Raw genomic sequence first — 17,426 nt, forward strand, 5'->3', positions numbered from 1 at the left:
GGGCTCGGCCGGCCGGCTCCGGTACGGGCAGCCCTCAGGCCTCGTCGGCGGACGGCGCCATGGCCGGCAGCCGCAGCGTGAACACCGCGCCCGCCCCCGGCTCGCTCGCGGCCGCGGCCGTGCCGCCGTGCGCGGCGACCAGATGGCGGACGATCGGCAGCCCCAGGCCGCTGCCGCCGGTACGGCGGCTGCGGGACTTCTCCGCACGCCAGAACCGCTCGAACACGTGCGGCAGGTCCTCGGCGGCGAGGCCCGAGCCGGTGTCGGCGACGGTGAGGACGACGTCGTCCCCGTCCCGGCGGGCGGCCAGGGTGACGGTGCCGTCGGCGGGGGTGTGCCGCAGCGCGTTGGAGACCAGGTTTCCGAGGGCCTGCCGCATCCGCACCGGGTCGGCGTCCAGCCAAACGGCTTCGCCGGTCTCGGTGCGCAGGGCGACCCCGGCAGCGTCGGCGGCGACATGGTGGGCCGCGGCGACCTGGTCGAGCAGGTCACCGGCCCGCAGCGGCTCACGGTGCAGGCGCAGCGTCCCGGCGTCTGCCGCGGCCAGGTCCTGGAGGTCGTCGATGATCCGCTGGAGCACGAGCGCCTCCTCGTGCAGCGAGTCCAGCAGCGCCGGGTCGGGGTCGACGACGCCGTCCCGGACGACCTCCAGCCATCCCCGGATGTTGGTGAGCGGGCTGCGCAGCTCGTGCGCGATGTCGCTGACCATGGCCTTGCGCTGCGCCTCCAGACGCTCGCGCCGTTCGGCCAGGCCGTTGAACGCCTCGGCGAGGATGCCGGTCTCGTCCCGGGTGGTCACCGGCACCCGCACATGCAGCTCCGGCGGCTGCTGCGCGGCCACGGTGAGCGCGCGCAGGGGCCGCACCAGCCGGACGGCGACGACGGCGGTCACGGCGACGGTCACGGCGAGAACCAGCCCGGCCACGCCGACGACCTTGCCCTTGTTGGCCGTCGACATGTCGAACCGGGCCGGGTTCTGGTCGCCGATACCGAGGAACAGCTCGGCCGCCGGGGCGACGTAGGGCTCCAGCTGAGTGCGGCGGGCGGTCTGGACGCAGTCCTGGGCCGTCCGCTCCACCTCGCGGGTGGCGACCTTGGCGGCGTACTTGCCGAGCAGGTAGCCGCCGCCGAACGGGTCCTTGCCGGTGGGGTCGAAGGTGAGGAACAGCCGCCCGCCCAGATGCACTCCGGCCTGTTCCAGGCAGGGCCGGGCGAGTTCCGACAGCGCGTCCAGGGCCCTCCGTTCCGTCGGCGTGGGGGCGTTGAGCTCGCCGTCCTCGCACACCGTCGCGCCGTAGTCGGCCGGGTCGGCGTCGTCCGGCGTGGTGACCACCGGCCGCCCGTTCGTGATCCGTACGACAGTGGGCCGCAGGCCGTGACGTTCGTAGCACCGCCGGCGCTTGACGGCCAGCGCGTCCAGCCCGGCGCGTTCCTTCGCCGTCAGCCGGTAGGGGCCCTCCACGCGCGGGTCGATGCCGCTGAGCTGGGCGCCGCTCTCGGTGTAGGTGTCGGTGCGCAGCGGGTCGACGGTGGCGGCGGGCCGGGGCGGCAGCGGGGTGCCGCGGGACGCGGAGTCGGTGACGAAGGCGCGGTCGGCGGTGGTGAGGGCGATCCGGCGTCCGGTGCGGGCGGCCAGCTCCCGGACGGTGTGCCGGACGCCCGACCAGTCGGAGTGGGTGGCGGCGTAGCCGCTCAGCTCGGCGAGGATGCGGTTGTCGGCGGCCAGGTCCTGGCCCTGCTCCTCCTTGAGGGCGCTGGTGGTGGTGGTCACCGCGAGCCAGGCGGTGGCCGCGACCGAGCAGACGGCGATCAGCGCGGAGACGGACAGCAGCCGGACGAGCAGCCGTTTGCGCAGCGGGATCCGCCGCTTCACGGGCGCCGGCCGGCCGGCTCGCGGCCGGCCGCGCACCTCGGCGTCCGGCCGGTCCGGCCGCGGGTTCCCGCTCCGCTCGGCCGCCCGCCCGCCGGCCCCGGGCTCCCGGCGTCTCACGGCCGGGTGCCGCTCAGCTTGTAGCCGACGCCGAACACCGTCAGCAGCCGCACCGGGCGGCGCGGATCGGCCTCGACCTTGCGGCGCAGGTTCATGATGTGCACGTCGACGGCCCGTTCGGTGGAGGCCCGGTCGAAACCGCGGGTGCGGTGCAGCAGTTGCCGCCGGGTGAAGACACGGTCCGGCTCGCCCGCCATGGCCAGCAGGATCTGGAACTCGGCGGGCGTGCAGTCCACGGGTGCGCCGTCGCAGCGCACCTCGTGCCGCACCGGGTCGACGCTGATCCCGCCGGCGCGTACGACGGGGTCGTCGTCCCGGGCGCCGGCGCCCCGTCCGCCGCGCCTGAGGACCGTACGGATGCGGGCCATCAGCTCGCGCGGGCTGTACGGCTTGGTCATGTAGTCGTCGGCCCCGAGTTCCAGGCCGAGCAGCACGTCGTCCTCGGCGGAGCGGGCGGTGAGCATCACCACCGGTATGCCGGGCTGTTCCGCGTCACCGCGCAGGGCCCGGCACACGCCGAAGCCGTCGACGACCGGAAGCATGAGGTCGAGGACGACGAGGTCGGGGCTCAGCCGGCGGGCCGCGTCGAGCGCCGCCGCGCCGTCGTGCACCACCGTCGCGCTGTGCCCCTCGGCCAGCAGCGACCGGCGGATCAGCTCGGCCTGCTTCTCGTCGTCCTCGGCGACCAGCACGTGTGCGCACATGAGTTCGGATTCTATGACCTGTCAGCGGGCGAGCCAGTCCGCGTGGCCCATGACCACGACCGGGTGCCGGGCCGGGTCCAGGGTGCGCAGGAGGTCCTTCATATGGGTCTTGGCGACGCTGACGCAGCCGTGGGTGGGCCCGCCGTGGTCGACGTGCAGCCATACGCCGCCGCCGCGCTTCGGGCCGAGGGGCCGGGTCCAGTCCAGGGGCGAGGTGCCGGGCTCGCGGTTGTAGTCGATGGCGACGACGTAGTCGAAGGAGCCCTCCAGCGGTTCGCCCTCGAAGCCGGTGCCGGGCGAGTGGAAACCGCCGGAGTGGTGGTACGGGAGCCTGCTGCCGGGGTCCGGGAGCAGGCCGCCGGCGTCGGAGAGGGTGTAGACGCCGAGCGGGGAGCGCAGGTCGCCGATCATGTGGTGGGCGCTCCAGCCGCGCAGCGCGTTGTGGGCGGGCCAGGCGGGTCCCGGCTGCCAGCCGTCGGCGGTGCGCTGGTGCAGGACGGCCGTGCAGAGCGGGGAGTCCGGGCCGCGTCCGGTGACGACGACGGCCTGCCCGCAGCGCTCGGGTATGTCCGCCAGCCGCTCGGGGCCGAGGCCGGGTATGCCCCGCGGTGCCGGCTCCGTGGACGTCTCGGGGGTGGGCGCCGGCGCCGGACGGCGCGGTGACGTCCGGCGCTCGGTCGCCTCGGCTCCGCCGCCGCAGCCGGTGAGCAGCAGCGGGGAGGCGAGGAGTGCGACGGCGGTTCTGCGTTGGATCATGGGTCGACCTTGGCCGACAGTTGTTGGGAAGTGGTCAGGGCCCGGGCCGCCCGGATGCGGTCGGCGCGCGGGTCGTCCGGAAGTGGTGCCGCCTCAGGCGCTGTTCGGCTTGCCCGGCGTGTACAGCCAGGTCTGGAACAGCCCCTTGAGCGGTTTCCCCGACTTCGCCTCGGCAAGCCTGACGAACTGTGCCGTCGTACCGTGCCCGCCGCGGTGGCCGGCCGCCCAGGAGCGCAGGATCAGGAGGAAGTCCCGGTCGCCGACGGCCCGGCGCAGCTCGTGCAGGGCCATCGCGCCGCGCGCGTAGACGGGCGTGCCGAAGAGCCGGGCGCCGCTGCCCGGGTCGCCGGGCGGGTAGGCCCACAGACCGTCGCCGGCGGGCCGGGCGTAGAGGGCGTCGAAGGTCCGCTGGGCGCTGTCACCGCCGTGCTGCTCGGCGTAGAGCCACTCGGCGTAGGTCGCGAAGCCCTCGTTGAGCCATATGTCCTTCCAGGCGGTGAGGGAGACGGAGTCGCCGAACCACTGGTGGGCGCTCTCGTGGACGAGGGTGTCGAGCGTGGGTGCGGAGTCGTAGAGCGGCCGGGTCTGGGTCTCCAGGGCATAGCCGACGTCGGGGGCGTGGTCGACGATCGAGCCGGCGGCCCGGAACGGGTACGGCCCGAACAGCCGGCTTTCCCACTCCAGGACGGCGGGCAGCCGCTTCAGTACGGGTGCGGCGGCGCGCGCCTCGCGGGCGTCCACGGCGTTGTACACCTGGATGCCGTCGCGGGTGGTGTACCGCTCGACCCGGAATCGGCCGATGGTGGCGGTGGCCAGGTAGGCGGCCATGGGCTGGGTCTCGCGCCAGCGGAAGGTGGTCCGGCCGTGGGCGGTGCGCTGTCCGAGCAGGATGCCGTTGGCGACGGCGGTGCGACCTCGCGGCACGGTGATCGTGAAGTCGTACGACGCCTTGTCCTTGGGGTGGCCGTTGACGGGGAACCAGGTCATGGCGCCCTGCGGCTCGCCCGCGACGAACGCGCCGTCGTCGGTGGGGATCCAGCCGTCCGCCGAGCCGTCGGGGTCGGTGACCGGCTTCGGGGTGCCGTGGTAGGCGACCCTGACGCGGAACGGCTGTCCTGCGCGCAGGGCCCGGCGCGGGGTGACGACCAGTTCCTGGCCGTCGCGCCGGAAGGCCGCCGCCCGGTGGTCGACGGTGACGGCGGTGACCGTCAGGCCCTTCAGGTCGAGGTCGAAACGGGTGAGCCGTTCGGTGGCGCGGGCGGAGAGTTCCGCCGTGGCGTCCAGGCGGCGGGAGGCGGTGTCGTAGCGGAGCGTCAGACCGTAGTGGCGGACGTGGTATCCGCCGTTGCCGCTGAGCGGGAAGTACGGGTCGCCCGCTCCGGACCCGCCGGTGCCGCCCGGCGCCGCGGGTCCGGCGGCGCCCAGGAGGGCCGCCACGGCGACGGGGACGGTGGCGAGGGCGGTGGTACGGCGGCGCGCGGGCTGTCTGCGGGGTGGCGTCACATGCGCTCCTCGGGGAATGACCGGTGATCGACTGGCCGTCAGACTAGGGGCGGCGGTGCCCGGGGTTCCCCCTTGTTCCGGTCAAGTCATGCCGCGTCGCCGCCCGGTGGGCGCGGCGGAGCGCAGTACGCTCGCACCACCGTCCCCGACCCGGAAGGTCCCTGCCGTGAGTGTGCGCGTGCGCCGGATCTACGACCCGCCCGAGTCCGACGACGGCCTGCGCGTGCTGGTCGACCGGCTGTGGCCGCGCGGCCTCGCCAAGGACGCGGCGCGGATCGACGAGTGGCCCAAGGGGCTGACGCCGTCGAGCGAGCTGCGCACCTGGTACCACGGCGGCGGCTCGTACGAGGAGTTCCGCAGCCGGTACGAGGCGGAACTGGACGCGCCGCAGGCCGCCGAACTCCTCGACGGCCTGCGGAAGTCGGCCCGCGAGGGGCGCGTGACACTGCTGACGGCGTCGAAGAAGCCGGAGCAGAGCCACGCGACGGTGCTCGCCGGGCTGCTGGAGGACTGAGCCGGGGAACCGGGTTCAGGCGGTCTGCTTCGCGGCCGCACGCCCCGCGGCCCGCCCCGAGAACAGGCAGCCGCCGAGGAAGGTGCCCTCCAGCGCGTTGTAGCCGTGCACACCGCCGCCGCCGAACCCGGCCACCTCACCCGCCGCGTACAGCCCCTCGACCGGGGTGCCGTCGGCGCCGAGGGCGCGGGAGTCCAGGTCGGTCTGGATGCCGCCGAGGGTCTTGCGGGTCAGCACCCGCAGCCGGACCGCGATGAGGGGGCCCGCGGCCGGGTCGAGGACGCGGTGCGGGGCGGCGACCCGGCCGAGCCGGTCGCCGATGTAGCGGCGGGCGTTGCGGATGCCCTGGACCTGGGAGTCCTTGCTGTAGGGGTTGGCGATCTGCAGGTCGCGGGCCTCGATCTGGCGGCGCACCTCGGACGCGTCCAGCAGCGGCTTGCCGGTCAGGCCGTTCATCTTCTCGACCAGCTGCTCCAGGCTGCCCGCGGTGACGAAGTCCGCGCCCTTGTCGAGGAAGGCCTGCACGGGGGCCGGGGCGCCCTTGCCGAGCAGCCGGTCACGCAGTACGGCCTTGCGGTCCTTGGCGGTGATGTCGGGGTTCTGCTCGGAGCCGGAGAGCGCGAACTCCTTCTCGATGATCTTCCGGGTGAGGACGAACCAGGAGTGGTCGTGTCCGGCGATGTCCTCGGTGGTGCGCAGGTGTTCGAGCGTGCCCAGGGTGTCGTAGCCGGGCAGGCAGGGGTCGGGCAGCCGGCGGCCGAGGGCGTCCAGCCAGACGGAGGACGGCCCGGGCAGGATGCGGATGCCGTGGCCGGCCCAGATGGGGTCCCAGTTCTGCAGGCCCTCGGTGTAGTGCCACATGCGGTCGCGGTTCACGAGCCGGACTCCGGCCTCCGCGCTGATGTCGAGCATGCGGCCGTCGACGTAGGCCGGGACGCCGGTGACCATCTCGGCGGGGGGCGTGCCGAGCCGCTCGGGCCAGTAGCGGCGGACGATGTCGTGGTTGGCGCCGATGCCTCCGGTGGTGACGACGACGGCCTGGGCGGTCAGCTCGAAGTCGCCGGCGCGGTCGCGGCTGGAGGCGACACCGCGCGGGGAGTCGTCGGGGGCGAGGACGGTGCCGCGGACGCCGCGTGCCGTGCCGTCCTCGATGACCAGCTCGTCCACCTGGTGGCGATGGTGGAAGGTGAGCAGCCCGTCCCGGGCGGCCTGCCGGGCGTACCGGACGAACGGCTCGACGACTCCGGTGCCGGTGCCCCAGGCGATGTGGAAGCGGGGCACGGAGTTGCCGTGTCCGTCCGCCCGCAGGTCGCCGCGCTCGGCCCAGCCGACGGTGGGGAGCAGCTCGATGCCGTGTCCCTGGAGCCAGGACCGCTTCTCACCGGCCGCGAACTCGACGTAGGCGCGGGCCCAGCGCACCGCCCAGGAGTCCTCGTCGGCGAGCCGGTCGAACTGGGCGCTGCCCTGCCAGTCGTTCCAGGCGAGGCCGAAGGAGTCCTTGATGCCGAGGCGGCGCTGCTCGGGCGAGTCGACGAGGAAGAGCCCGCCGAAGGACCAGAACGCCTGGCCGCCGAGGTTGGCGGCGTTCTCCTGGTCGACCAGGGCCACCCGGCGGCCCCGGCTGGTGAGTTCATGCGCTGCGACCAGGCCGGCGAGGCCCGCTCCGACGACGATGACGTCCGCGTCCATGGCGTCCGTGTCCTTCCCTAGGGGTGCTCGTGACTGGCCCGTTCCAGGGCTATGAGGGGGTGCGGCTGCCGTCCGTCAGCAGCGCGGTGAGCAGCTGTTTGAGCCAGGTCCTGGCGGCCTCGACGTCCCGGTCCAGCAGCAGTTGGGTGGTGACGCCGTCGTACGCGGCGACCACGGCGTGCGCGGCGCCCTCCGCGTCGCCCAGGACGGCGGGCAGCGCGGTGTGGCCGCGGGCCCTCAGGAGCCGGTCGGCGACGGCCTCCCGGAGCCGGGCGCGGTGGTCGAGGAGGGTCCGGGCGACGGCCGGGTCACGGGCGGCGTGCACCAGGAAGTCGGTCTTCACCAGCAGCCAGTCCACGTCGAGCAGCAGCGCCTCGGTGACCCGGTCCACGGCGGCGGGCACGTCCAGGTCGGGGCCGTCCTGGGCGAGCGCGTCGGCCACCTGGGCCGCGATGAGGTCGGCGCGGTCCCGGTACAGGGCGAAGAACAGCTCGTCCAGGGTGGCGAAGTTGGAGTAGAAGGCGCCCCGGCTGAAGCCGGCCGCCTCGCAGACCTCCTCGATGGAGACCCGTCCGAAGCCCTTGGCCGCGAACACGGCGAACGCGGCGTCGAGCAGCCGGGCCCGGGTGCGGACCCGGCGCCGGGTGACGCGTCTGGGTGTCTCTTCGGTCGGTTCCACCGGTGCCGGCCTCCATTTCGATACACGAATGTATCGGATACACCGCTGTATCAAAAGCCCCTGGGAAGCCACGGACGCCCCCCCGTCGAATGGAACGTACTTTCGATTCGGGAGTACGCTGGGTCCATGGCCACGCACCTCCAGGGCTCCCTGTTCGACCAGACCGACGAGCTACGGCTCGGCCCGCTGGACGGGCTGCGCCGCACCGAGCTGGGCGCGGGCGCCTGGATCGACGTCCTGCCGGGCTGGCTGAGCGGGGCCGACACGCTGTTCGAACAGCTGGCGTCGGACGTGCCGTGGCGGGCGGAGCGCCGCAAGATGTACGACAACGTGGTCGCCGTGCCCCGGCTGCTGGCCCACTACGGGGCGCGGGACCCGCTCCCCCACCCCGTGCTGGACGAGGCCCGCGCCGCCCTGTCCCGGCACTACGCGGACGAACTGGGCGAGCCGTTCACCACCGCGGGACTGTGCTTCTACCGTGACGGCCGGGACAGCGTGGCCTGGCACGGGGACCGCATAGGGCGAGGCGCCCGCGAGGACACCATGGTCGCGATCCTGTCGGTCGGCGCGCCCCGGGACCTGCTGCTGCGCCCGGCCGGCGGAGGCGGCGCCACGCTGCGCCGGCCCCTCGGCCACGGCGACCTCATCGTGATGGGCGGCTCCTGCCAGCGCACCTGGGAGCACTGCGTCCCGAAGACCGGCCGGGCCACGGGTCCCCGCATCAGCATCCAGTTCCGGCCGCAGGGCGTGCGCTGAGGCCCGGCGGGCCGGTGTCCGGCGCACGACACCACGCGCCCCCTTGCGCGCGCAGCCACCCCGTCTGGTTGGCTGTCCCCGACGATTCGCCGCTGAGGGCTCGGGGAGATCATGCGGGCTGACGTACGACAAGTCGCCGACGGCACCTATCTGGTGCACGGCCACAACACCAACTGGGTCATCCTCAAGGACGGCGACGCCGTCACGCTGGTGGACACGGGGTATCCCGGGGACCGGCCGGGGCTGCTGGATTCCCTCGCGGCGGTGGGCGCCTCACCGGACGCGGTGACCGCCGTCCTGATCACCCACGCGCACAACGACCACCTGGGCTCCGCCGAGTACCTGCGCGCCGCCCACGGCACCCCGGTGTATCTGCACCCGGCCGAAGTCCCGCACGCACGGCGGGAGTTCCTGCAGCAGGCCGACATCCCCGGCGTGCTGCGCAACGCCTGGCGGCCCGGTGTCCTGCCCTGGGCGGTGCACGTGATGCGTGTGGACGGCCTGAAGAGCTACCCCGTCTCGGCGCCCGAGCCGTTCCCGGCCGACGGGCCGCTCGACCTGCCGGGCCGGCCGGTCCCCGTGCACACCCCCGGCCACACGGACGGCCACTGCGTCTACCACCTGCCCGACGCCGGCATCGTGATCTCCGGGGACGCCCTGGTCAGCGGGCACCCCACCACCCGGGTCAAGGGCCCGCAGATGCTGCTCGACTTCTTCCACCACGACCGCGCGCGGGCGCTGGACTCCCTGGAGCTGATCGGCGCGCTCGACGGCGACACCCTGCTGCCCGGCCACGGCCCGGTCCACCGGGGCCCGGTACGCGCCGCGGCCGACCTGGCCCGGGAACGGGCCTCGTAGAAACGGGCGGGGGCGTGCCATGGCCTACGTCGCGAACGTCCTGCCCGACGCCCGCGCCCCCTTGGAGCCGGACGGTCCCACGTGGCTCACTCGTGCGGGATCACGGCCACCGGGCAGCCGGCGTGGTGCAGCACCCCGTGCGCGACCGAGCCGATCCGGGCGCCGACCGCCGTGCGGCGCGCCCGGCGCCCGACGACCATCAGCTGGGCGCGGCCGACGACCGACAGCAGCACCTGGGCGGCGCTGCCCATCTCGACGTGCTCGGCCACGGGCACCTCCGGGAACCGCTCGCGCCAGGGCTGGAGGGCCTCGGCCAGCGCCTGCCTCTCGTACGGTTCGAGACCGCCCGCGTCGTCGAGGAGCTTGAGCGAACCGGGGCTGTAGGCGAACACGGGCGGCAGCGTCCACGCCCGGACGGCCCGGACGGCCGCGCCGCGGGCCGCCGCCGTCTCGAAGGCGAACCGCAGCGTCGCGGCGCTGTCCTCGGGGCCGCCGTGCTGGCCGACCACGACGTCCCGGCCGGCCGCCTCCGCGGTGGCCTCGTCCCCGGCGCGCACCAGGACCACGGGCCGGGCCGCCTCAGCGATCACCTGCTGGCCGACGGAGCCCAGCAGGAACCCCAGGACGCGCCCGTGCCCGCGTGAACCGAGCACCAGCATCTCCGCCCCGGCCGCCGCGCCGGCCAGCGCGTGCGCGGCCGCGCCCTCGACGACGTCGGTGGTCACGGTCAGCCCCGGATGGCGCTCGGAAACGGTGCGCACCGCCTCCGTCACCCCCTCGGACACCCATCCGCGCTGGGTGTCCCGGTCGGCGGCGGCGAGGGCCTCGGCGTACCGCCAGGCGTGCACCACGCGCAGCGGCAGGTCCCGGCGTACGGCCTCCCGGGCCGCCCAGTCCAGCGCGGCCCGGCTCTCCTCCGTACCGTCCACCCCTGCCGTGATCGGGCGTGTCATCGATGGGCCTCCTCGTGGTCGCCGCGTCCTTCGTCGTGCCGTTACCCGCTGACGGGCACCGCGCGCACGGTCATGATGATCTCTTCCGCGGGCCGCCGCACGCTCCGCCGGGAGGCGGGGCGCGCACGCACCACGGCCGCCTCCCCCGAGGCCCGGACATCCGGAAGCACGGGGTCCGCCCGTCCACGGACCGGCACGGGTGATCACGGCCGGTTCCTCGTCCCGGAGCGAACCCGGACGATCGAACATACGATGGGCTGGAACCGGTGCGGTGGTCCCCACGACACCGTCCCGTGGGATCCGGCACTCGGGTGGGGAGAGGCATGGCACAGGCCGCCGACGCAGCGCGGACCGTCATCCTGACCGTGGACGACGACCCGGGGGTCTCCCGCGCCGTCGCCCGTGACCTCAGGCGGCGCTACGGCGAGTCCTACCGGATCGTGCGCGCGGAGTCCGGGGAGTCGGCGCTGGACGCGCTGCGCGAGCTGAAGCTGCGCGGCGATCTGGTGGCGGTGATCCTGGCCGACTACCGCATGCCGCAGATGAACGGCATCGAGTTCCTGGAGCAGGCGCTCGACGTGTATCCGGGGGCGCGGCGGGTGCTGCTGACCGCGTACGCGGACACCGGCGCGGCGATCGACGCGATCAACGTGGTCGACCTGGACCACTACCTGCTCAAGCCCTGGGACCCGCCGGAGGAGAAGCTCTATCCGGTGCTGGACGACCTGCTGGACGCCTGGCGCAACAGCGCCTACCGGCCGGTGCCCGCCACCAAGGTCGTGGGTCACCGCTGGTCGGCGCGGTCGTCGGAGGTGCGCGAGTTCCTGGCCCGCAATCAGGTGCCGTACCGCTGGTACTCGGTGGAGGAGCCGGAGGGGCAGCGGCTGCTGGCGGCGGCCGGCCAGGACGGCCGGCGGCTGCCGCTGGTGATCACCCCGGACTGCACTGTCCTGGTGGAGCCCGAGGCGCCCGAACTGGCCGCGCGCGTCGGCCTCGCCACGAGTCCGGCGGCCGACTTCTACGACCTGGTCGTGATCGGCGGTGGTCCGGCCGGGCTGGGCGCCGCCGTGTACGGGGCCTCGGAGGGGCTGAGGACCGTGCTCGTGGAGCGGTCCGCCACCGGTGGCCAGGCCGGGCAGAGCTCACGGATCGAGAACTACCTCGGCTTCCCCGACGGCGTCTCCGGCGCCCAGCTCACCGACCGGGCCCGGCGGCAGGCGGCCAAGTTCGGCGCCGAGATCCTCACCGCCCGTGAGGTGACGGGTCTGGAGGTCAACGGCGCCGCGCGGGTCATACGGTTCGCGGACGGCTCGTCGATCGCCGCGCACAGCGTGATCCTGGCGACGGGGGTGCAGTACCGGCAGCTGGGGGCCGCCGGCTGCATCGACCTGACCGGCTGCGGGGTGTTCTACGGCTCGGCGCTGACCGAGGCCGCCGCCTGCCAGGGGCACGACGTGTACATCGTCGGCGGCGCCAACTCGGCGGGACAGGCGGCGATGTACCTGTCCCGGTTCGCCAAGTCGGTGACGCTGCTGGTGCGCGGTTCCGACCTGTCGGCGTCGATGTCGTACTACCTGATCCAGCAGATCAACGACGCTCCGAACATCTCGGTGCGCAGCCGCACGGTGGTCGACGCCGCGCACGGCACCGACCGCCTGGAGCAGCTGACGCTGCGCCATGTCGCCTCCGGTGAGACCGAACAGGTCGACGCGCAGTGGATGTTCGTGTTCATCGGCGCGGCCCCGCTGACCGGCTGGCTGGGCGAGACGGTGCTGCGCGACGAGCGCGGCTTCATCCTGGCCGGGCCGGACCTGACCGCCGACGGACGGCCGCCCGCCGGATGGGAGCTGGACCGGCCGCCGTACCACCTGGAGACCAGCATTCCCGGCGTGTTCGTCGCGGGCGACGCGCGCGCCGAGTCCGCCAAGCGGGTCGCGTCCGCCGTCGGAGAAGGAGCCATGGCCGTGATGCTCGTCCACCGGTATCTGGAGCAGTCATGAGCGGGCAGGTCATGCCGTGCAGCCCCCAGGAGATCGGCTCGCTGTTCCTCTTCGAGAAGCTGCGCCCCGAGCAGTTGGGCCGGCTGTGCGCGGCGGGCCGGGTGGAGCTGTTCCAGCCGGGCCCGGTGTACACCGAGGGCGACCCGGCCACCTGCTTCTTCGCGATGATCGAGGGCACGGTCGTGCTGTCCCGGCGGGTCGGCGGTGACGACGTGGAGGTCACCCGGACCTCGCAGCGCGGGGTGTACGCGGGCGCGATGCAGGCCTACCTCGGCGACCGGGTGCGGCAGGTCTACAACAACTCCATGCGGGTCACGGAGCCGACGCGGTTCTTCGTGCTGCCGGCCGATCTCTTCGCGGACGTCATGCGCGAGTGGTTCCCGATGGCCGTGCACCTGCTGGAGGGTCTGTTCTTCGGCGCGAAGAACACCCAGGCGATGATCGGGCAGCGGGAACGTCTGCTGGCGCTCGGCTCGTTGTCGGCGGGGCTCACGCACGAGCTGAACAACCCCGCGGCGGCGGCGGTGCGGGCCACCGCGACCCTGCGGGAGCGGGTCGCGAAGATGCGGCACAAGCTCGGCCTGATCGCCGAGGGGCCCTTCACCCGCGAGGTGCTGGCGAGCCTGGTCGAGATCCAGGAGCGCACCGCGGAGCGGGTGGCGAAGGCCCCGGTGCTCAGCCCGCTGGAGGCCACCGACCGGGAGGACCTGCTCACCGACTGGCTGGAGGACCACGGCATCGACTACGGCTGGCAGGTGGCGCCCACCTTCGTGCAGGCCGGGCTGGACGTCGACTGGCTGGAGCAGGTCGCGGCGGCGGTGGACGACGACATCCTGCCCAACGCGGTGGGCTGGCTCAACTACACCATCGAGACCGAGCTGCTGATGAACGAGATCGAGGACTCCACCACCCGTATCTCGCACCTGGTCGACGCGGCCAAGCAGTACTCGCAGCTGGACCGGGCGCCCTACCGGGTGGTGGACGTGCACGAACTCCTCGACAGCACCCTGCTGATGCTCTCCGGGAAGATCGGGGCGGGCGTCGAGGTCGTCAAGGAGTACGACCGTACGCTGCCGCCGGTGCCCGCCTACCCGGCGGAGCTGAACCAGGTGTGGACCAACCTCGTGGACAACGCCGTCTCGGCCATCAACGGCGCGGGCGGACAGGGCACGTTGACCGTGCGCACGGGGCTCGACCACGAGCGGCTGCTGGTGGAGTTCCGGGACACCGGGCCCGGTGTCCCGCCGGAGATCAAGGACCGGATCTTCGACCCGTTCTTCACCACCAAGCCGGTCGGCGAGGGCACCGGCCTGGGCCTGGACATCTCCTGGCGGATCGTCGTCAACAAGCACCACGGCGTCCTGCGGGTCGAGTCGGTGCCCGGCGACACCCGCTTCCAGGTGCTGCTGCCCCTGACCCCGGACACGCCCGACGAGGAGCCGGTATGAACGACGCCGACGGTATCGATCCGCACGTGCCGCCCAGCGGCCCCGGCTGCGTGGAGTGCGAGGAGGCGGGCGGCTGGTGGTTCCATCTGCGCCGGTGCGCGCAGTGCGGGCACATCGGCTGCTGCGACGACTCCCCCGCGAAGCACGCCACCGCCCACTACCGGGCCACCGGGCACCCGGTGATCCGCAGCTTCGAGCCGGGCGAGGCGTGGTTCTGGAACTACGCCACCGAGGAGTTGTACTCCTCCGGGCCCGAACTCGCCGCTCCCGTCAGCCATCCCGCCGGCCAGCCGGTCCCGGGCCCGGCGGGCCGCGTCCCGGAGGACTGGGCACGCACACTGCGCTGACACCCGCCGGGCAGGGTCCGGAGTCTTGGCTGCGTGGGCGTGGGGCACGGGGCCGGGACGCCGTTCACGGGGGTGGTGTCGGTGCCGCGTGTCAGGATGGGGCCGTGTCGCAGACCGTCTTCACCACAGCACCGTTGATCGGCCGGGACGAGGAACTCGCCCTCTCATGGGCGTGCTGGAGCGCGCCCGGGGCGGCGCGGCGGGTGCCGTGCTGCTCGCCGGGGACGCCGGGGTCGGCAAGACGCGGTTGCTCGACGAGGTCGCCGGGCGGGCTGCGCGGGCCGGCACGACCGTGGTCAGCGGGCACTGCGTGGACCTCGGCGACGTCGGCCTGCCCTATCTGCCGTTCACCGAGATACTGGGCGTGCTCGCCGCCGACGAGCGGTTCGCGGCCGCACTGGCGGCGCACCCGGCGGTGCACCGGCTGCTGGGCTCCGGCCCGGACGCGGCCGGGGACCCGGACGGGCGGCTCAGGCTCTTCGAGGACGTCGCCGGGCTGCTGACCGACCTGGCCGCCGTGGCCCCCCTGCTGCTCGTCCTGGAGGATCTGCACTGGGCCGACCAGTCCTCCCGGGACCTGCTGCGCTTCCTGTTCAGCCGGGGCGTGCTGCACCGGCCGGGCGGCGGCCCCGACCGGCGGCTCGCGGTCCTCGCCTCCTACCGCGCCGATGATCTGCACCGCCGCCACCCGCTGCGCCCCCTGCTCGCCGAGCTGGTCCGGCTGCCGGGCGTGGAGCGCCTGGAGCTGCGGCCGTTGCCGGATCCCGAGGTCGCACGGCTGGTGCGGGCCCTGGAGGACCGGCCGCTGCCCGACGCCGTCGTGCGCGGCATCGTCGCGCGCGCGGAGGGCAACGCGTTCTACGCGCAGGAGCTGTTCGCGGCGACCGAGGGCGGCTCCCCCTGCGCGAACGGAGCCGGGAACCCGGCGGAGGACACCGACGGGGTGCCCAGCGGGCTGGCCGACCTGCTGCTCATCCGGGTCGAGCAGCTGTCCGAGACCGCCCAGCAAGTGCTGCGGACCGCCGCCGTGGCCGGCCGGCGCGTGGAGCACGCGCTGCTGCGGGAGGCGGCCGGGCTGCCCGAGGACACGCTGGAGGCGGCCCTGCGGGCGGCCGTCGGCCACCAGCTGCTCTCCGCCCAGGACGACGGGACCTACGCCTTCCGGCACGCTCTGACGCGCGAGGCGGTCTACGCCGACCTGCTGCCCGGCGAGCGGTCCCGGCTGCACGGCGCCTACGCCCGGCTGCTCGCGTCCCGCGGCCGGACCCCGGCGACCGCGGCGGAGCGCGCCCACCACTCCCGGGAGAGCCACGACCTGCCCGAGGCGCTCGCGGCCTGTCTGGAGGCCGCCGACCACGCCCGGCGGCTGGGCGCGCCCGCCGAGGAGCTGCGGCACCTGGAGGCCGCCCTCGACCTGTGGGCGTCGGTGCCGGCGTCCGCCCGGCCCTCCGGGCAGGAGCAGGACCGGATCACGCTGACCCTGCGCGCCTCGGCCGCCGCGGCCCACGCCGGGGAGTTCCACCGCGCGGTCTCGCTGACCCGGGCGGCGCTCGCCGGGGTCGGCGAGGACGCCGACGACGAGCTGGCCGCCCGGGTCCGGTACACGCTGGCCGGGAACCTGCTGATCGTGGACAGCCTGGCCGCCGCGTTCCGCTACAGCAGCGAGGCGCTGGCGCTGATCCCCGCCGATCCGCCGTCGCGGACCTGGGTGTGGGCGGCGGCCACGCACGCCGTGGCGGCCCGTCAGGTCGGCGAGGAGGCCCTCGCGCTGCGGGTCGGCCGGCAGGCCCTGCGGGCGGCCGAGGAACTGGGCATGACCGCCGCCCGGGCCGATCTGCTGATATCCCTGGCGAACGCCGAGGGCGGCGGCCGGCGCTCCCGGGAGGGCCGGGAGCGGCTGCGGCAGGCCCGGGACCTGGCCCGTACCGCCGGGAACGCCCCGGTGGAGCTGCGCGCGCTGTTCGGCCTGGCGATGGGTGCCTTCGAAGCCGGCGACCTGGCGGAGTGCCTGCCCGTGCTGGCCGACGGCCTCGACCGGGCCCGCCGGGCCGGGCTGTCGTCCTCGGCGTATCCGCGGGAGATGCGCTTTCTCCAGCTGGTGGTGCTGTACACGCTGGGCCGCTGGGACGAGTGCGTGCGTATGGCGGCCGAAGCGATCTCCGGGCTGCCCGCGGCGGGCGGCGTCCGTGTCGCCGGCCCGGCTCTGTACGTGGCGCTGGCCCGCGGTGACGAGAGCGTCCCCGACCGAGCCCGTGCGCTGCTGGAGGGGCCGTTCGACTGGATGGGCTCGCTGGTCGCCGGGATCGTGCTCACCGACGACGCCGTGCGCCGCGGTGACGTGGCGGGGGCCATGGAGCGGATGCGGGAGGCGGTCGAGGCGCTCGGTGACGGTACGGCGCGCCGGCCGGGCGTAGCGGTCCGGCTCGCCGCGCTCTGCCTGACGGCGGTCGCCGACCGGGCCGTGGAGGCGCGCCGTACGGGCGACGCCGAGGGGGATCCGGCCCGCTGGGCGGAGATCGCGGCCGAGCTGGTGGAACTGGCGCGGGACACGGCCGGCCAGGACGCGGACGGCCGGGTGCAGGGCCCGGAGGGCCAGGCGTGGCTGGCCCGTGCCGAGGCGGAGTTCGCGACGGTCGTGTCGGGGCCGGATCCGGCGGCCTGGGAGAAGGCGGTCGCCGCGTTCGCGGCCGGCGATGTCTACGAGCAGGCGCGGTGCCGGCTGCGGTGGGCCTGGGCGCTGCTGGCCGTGGAGCGGCGGGCGGAGGCCGCGGAGCAGGTGCGGCTGGCCCGCGAGACGGCGGCCGGGCTGGGCGCCGTGGCGCTGCTGGAGCGTATCGACAGGCTGACCCGCCGGAGCCGTCTCGGGTCCGGCGCGGACGGTGCGGACGCCGTGCCGCTGACCGCGCGGGAGCGGGACGTGCTGGGGCTCCTCGCCCGGGGCCGCAGCAACCGGCAGATCGGCGAGGAGCTGTTCATCACCGGCAAGACGGCGAGCGTGCACGTCTCCAACATCCTCGCCAAGCTGGGCGTCGCGAGCCGCACGGAGGCGGTGGCGGTCGCCTATCGCCGGGGCCTGATCACACCGCAGCCGGCCGGCCCCGCGTGACGCTCCGCCTCGCGCGACGCCGCACGGCGGCCGCCCGGCCCACCTGATCAGGACTGCTGTCCGATCAGGAGTGCCTGATCAGGACTATAGGAACGGTCGGCGGGCACGCAGACAGACGGGACG

General features: G+C 74.4%; 13 protein-coding genes and 1 pseudogene. 7 read left to right on the forward strand and 7 right to left on the reverse strand.

The window, feature by feature from the left end; all coding sequences use genetic code 11:
- Positions 1 to 34 precede the first annotated feature (34 nt).
- The 4 genes from FHS34_RS04625 to FHS34_RS04640 all read right to left on the reverse strand — a co-directional run bounded on the left by FHS34_RS04625 (position 35) and on the right by FHS34_RS04640 (position 4,953).
- On the reverse strand, positions 35 to 1,873 hold the full coding sequence (locus FHS34_RS04625; RefSeq protein ID WP_184961394.1) for a HAMP domain-containing sensor histidine kinase: 1,839 nt from the start codon (positions 1,871 to 1,873) through the stop codon (positions 35 to 37).
- Positions 1,874 to 1,986: 113 nt separating this feature from the next.
- Complete coding sequence (locus FHS34_RS04630; protein ID WP_184961396.1) at positions 1,987 to 2,694, reverse strand: response regulator transcription factor; 708 nt, start codon at positions 2,692 to 2,694, stop codon at positions 1,987 to 1,989.
- Between the two features lie 21 nt (positions 2,695 to 2,715).
- Positions 2,716 to 3,450 carry a L,D-transpeptidase family protein gene (locus FHS34_RS04635; protein ID WP_184961398.1) on the reverse strand — a complete coding sequence of 245 codons (735 nt, stop codon included), beginning with the start codon at positions 3,448 to 3,450 and terminating at the stop codon, positions 2,716 to 2,718.
- Positions 3,451 to 3,543: 93 nt separating this feature from the next.
- The gene (locus FHS34_RS04640) at positions 3,544 to 4,953 is read right to left on the reverse strand and encodes a M1 family metallopeptidase (protein ID WP_184961400.1); all 1,410 of its coding nucleotides are present in this window, start codon (positions 4,951 to 4,953) and stop codon (positions 3,544 to 3,546) included.
- 166 nt (positions 4,954 to 5,119) lie between these two features.
- On the opposite strand from FHS34_RS04640, the gene FHS34_RS04645 reads away from it, so the two are divergent.
- Entirely contained in the window at positions 5,120 to 5,467 is a 348-nt protein-coding gene (locus FHS34_RS04645) for a DUF488 domain-containing protein (protein WP_184961402.1), read from the forward strand.
- Positions 5,468 to 5,482: 15 nt separating this feature from the next.
- On the opposite strand, the gene FHS34_RS04650 is transcribed toward FHS34_RS04645, so the two are convergent.
- Positions 5,483 to 7,156, reverse strand: a complete 1,674-nt coding sequence (locus tag FHS34_RS04650; protein WP_184961404.1) for an FAD-binding dehydrogenase — start codon at positions 7,154 to 7,156, stop codon at positions 5,483 to 5,485.
- Between the two features lie 49 nt (positions 7,157 to 7,205).
- Positions 7,206 to 7,835, reverse strand: a complete 630-nt coding sequence (locus FHS34_RS04655; protein ID WP_184961406.1) for a TetR/AcrR family transcriptional regulator — start codon at positions 7,833 to 7,835, stop codon at positions 7,206 to 7,208.
- Positions 7,836 to 7,961: 126 nt separating this feature from the next.
- Here FHS34_RS04655 and FHS34_RS04660 point away from each other — a divergent pair, with 126 nt between their 5' ends.
- Both FHS34_RS04660 and FHS34_RS04665 read left to right on the forward strand, forming a co-directional pair.
- Entirely contained in the window at positions 7,962 to 8,591 is a 630-nt protein-coding gene (locus tag FHS34_RS04660; RefSeq protein ID WP_184961408.1) for an alpha-ketoglutarate-dependent dioxygenase AlkB, read from the forward strand.
- Between the two features lie 111 nt (positions 8,592 to 8,702).
- Positions 8,703 to 9,449 (forward strand): MBL fold metallo-hydrolase, encoded by a 747-nt coding sequence (locus tag FHS34_RS04665; protein WP_184961410.1) that lies wholly within the window; start codon positions 8,703 to 8,705, stop codon positions 9,447 to 9,449.
- An 86-nt stretch (positions 9,450 to 9,535) separates the two neighbouring features.
- Here FHS34_RS04665 and FHS34_RS04670 read toward each other — a convergent pair whose 3' ends face one another.
- Positions 9,536 to 10,402, reverse strand: coding sequence for a universal stress protein (locus tag FHS34_RS04670; protein ID WP_184961412.1), 867 nt, complete (start codon positions 10,400 to 10,402; stop codon positions 9,536 to 9,538).
- Positions 10,403 to 10,725: 323 nt separating this feature from the next.
- Between FHS34_RS04670 and FHS34_RS04675 the strand changes: the two genes are divergently transcribed.
- The 4 genes and pseudogenes from FHS34_RS04675 (at position 10,726) to FHS34_RS04690 (ending at position 17,303) form a co-directional block, all read left to right on the forward strand.
- Positions 10,726 to 12,402 (forward strand): NAD(P)/FAD-dependent oxidoreductase, encoded by a 1,677-nt coding sequence (locus FHS34_RS04675; RefSeq protein WP_184961414.1) that lies wholly within the window; start codon positions 10,726 to 10,728, stop codon positions 12,400 to 12,402.
- Complete coding sequence (locus FHS34_RS04680) at positions 12,399 to 13,850, forward strand: ATP-binding protein (RefSeq protein ID WP_184961416.1); 1,452 nt, start codon at positions 12,399 to 12,401, stop codon at positions 13,848 to 13,850. The genes FHS34_RS04675 and FHS34_RS04680 overlap by 4 nt, the downstream gene beginning before the upstream one ends.
- Positions 13,847 to 14,197 (forward strand): UBP-type zinc finger domain-containing protein, encoded by a 351-nt coding sequence (locus FHS34_RS04685; RefSeq protein WP_184961418.1) that lies wholly within the window; start codon positions 13,847 to 13,849, stop codon positions 14,195 to 14,197. The genes FHS34_RS04680 and FHS34_RS04685 overlap by 4 nt, the downstream gene beginning before the upstream one ends.
- Before the next feature lie 104 nt (positions 14,198 to 14,301).
- Positions 14,302 to 17,303, forward strand: a pseudogene (locus tag FHS34_RS04690) (helix-turn-helix transcriptional regulator).
- The last annotated feature ends 123 nt before the right edge of the window (positions 17,304 to 17,426 follow it).

It is taken from the genome of Streptomyces echinatus, assembly GCF_014203595.1.
Classification (GTDB): Bacteria; Actinomycetota; Actinomycetes; order Streptomycetales; family Streptomycetaceae; genus Streptomyces; species Streptomyces echinatus.

Bases quoted from the DNA above. Each gene is read 5' to 3' on its own strand.
- FHS34_RS04630 (WP_184961396.1), bottom strand. From the start codon at position 2,694: ATGTGCGCACACGTGCTGGTCGCCGAGGACGACGAGAAGCAGGCCGAG.
- FHS34_RS04635 (WP_184961398.1), bottom strand. From the start codon at position 3,450: ATGATCCAACGCAGAACCGCCGTCGCACTCCTCGCCTCCCCGCTGCTG.
- FHS34_RS04680 (WP_184961416.1), top strand. From the start codon at position 12,399: ATGAGCGGGCAGGTCATGCCGTGCAGCCCCCAGGAGATCGGCTCGCTG.
- FHS34_RS04675 (WP_184961414.1), top strand. From the start codon at position 10,726: ATGGCACAGGCCGCCGACGCAGCGCGGACCGTCATCCTGACCGTGGAC.
- FHS34_RS04685 (WP_184961418.1), top strand. From the start codon at position 13,847: ATGAACGACGCCGACGGTATCGATCCGCACGTGCCGCCCAGCGGCCCC.
- FHS34_RS04650 (WP_184961404.1), bottom strand. From the start codon at position 7,156: ATGGACGCGGACGTCATCGTCGTCGGAGCGGGCCTCGCCGGCCTGGTC.
- FHS34_RS04665 (WP_184961410.1), top strand. From the start codon at position 8,703: ATGCGGGCTGACGTACGACAAGTCGCCGACGGCACCTATCTGGTGCAC.
- FHS34_RS04670 (WP_184961412.1), bottom strand. From the start codon at position 10,402: ATGACACGCCCGATCACGGCAGGGGTGGACGGTACGGAGGAGAGCCGG.
- FHS34_RS04660 (WP_184961408.1), top strand. From the start codon at position 7,962: ATGGCCACGCACCTCCAGGGCTCCCTGTTCGACCAGACCGACGAGCTA.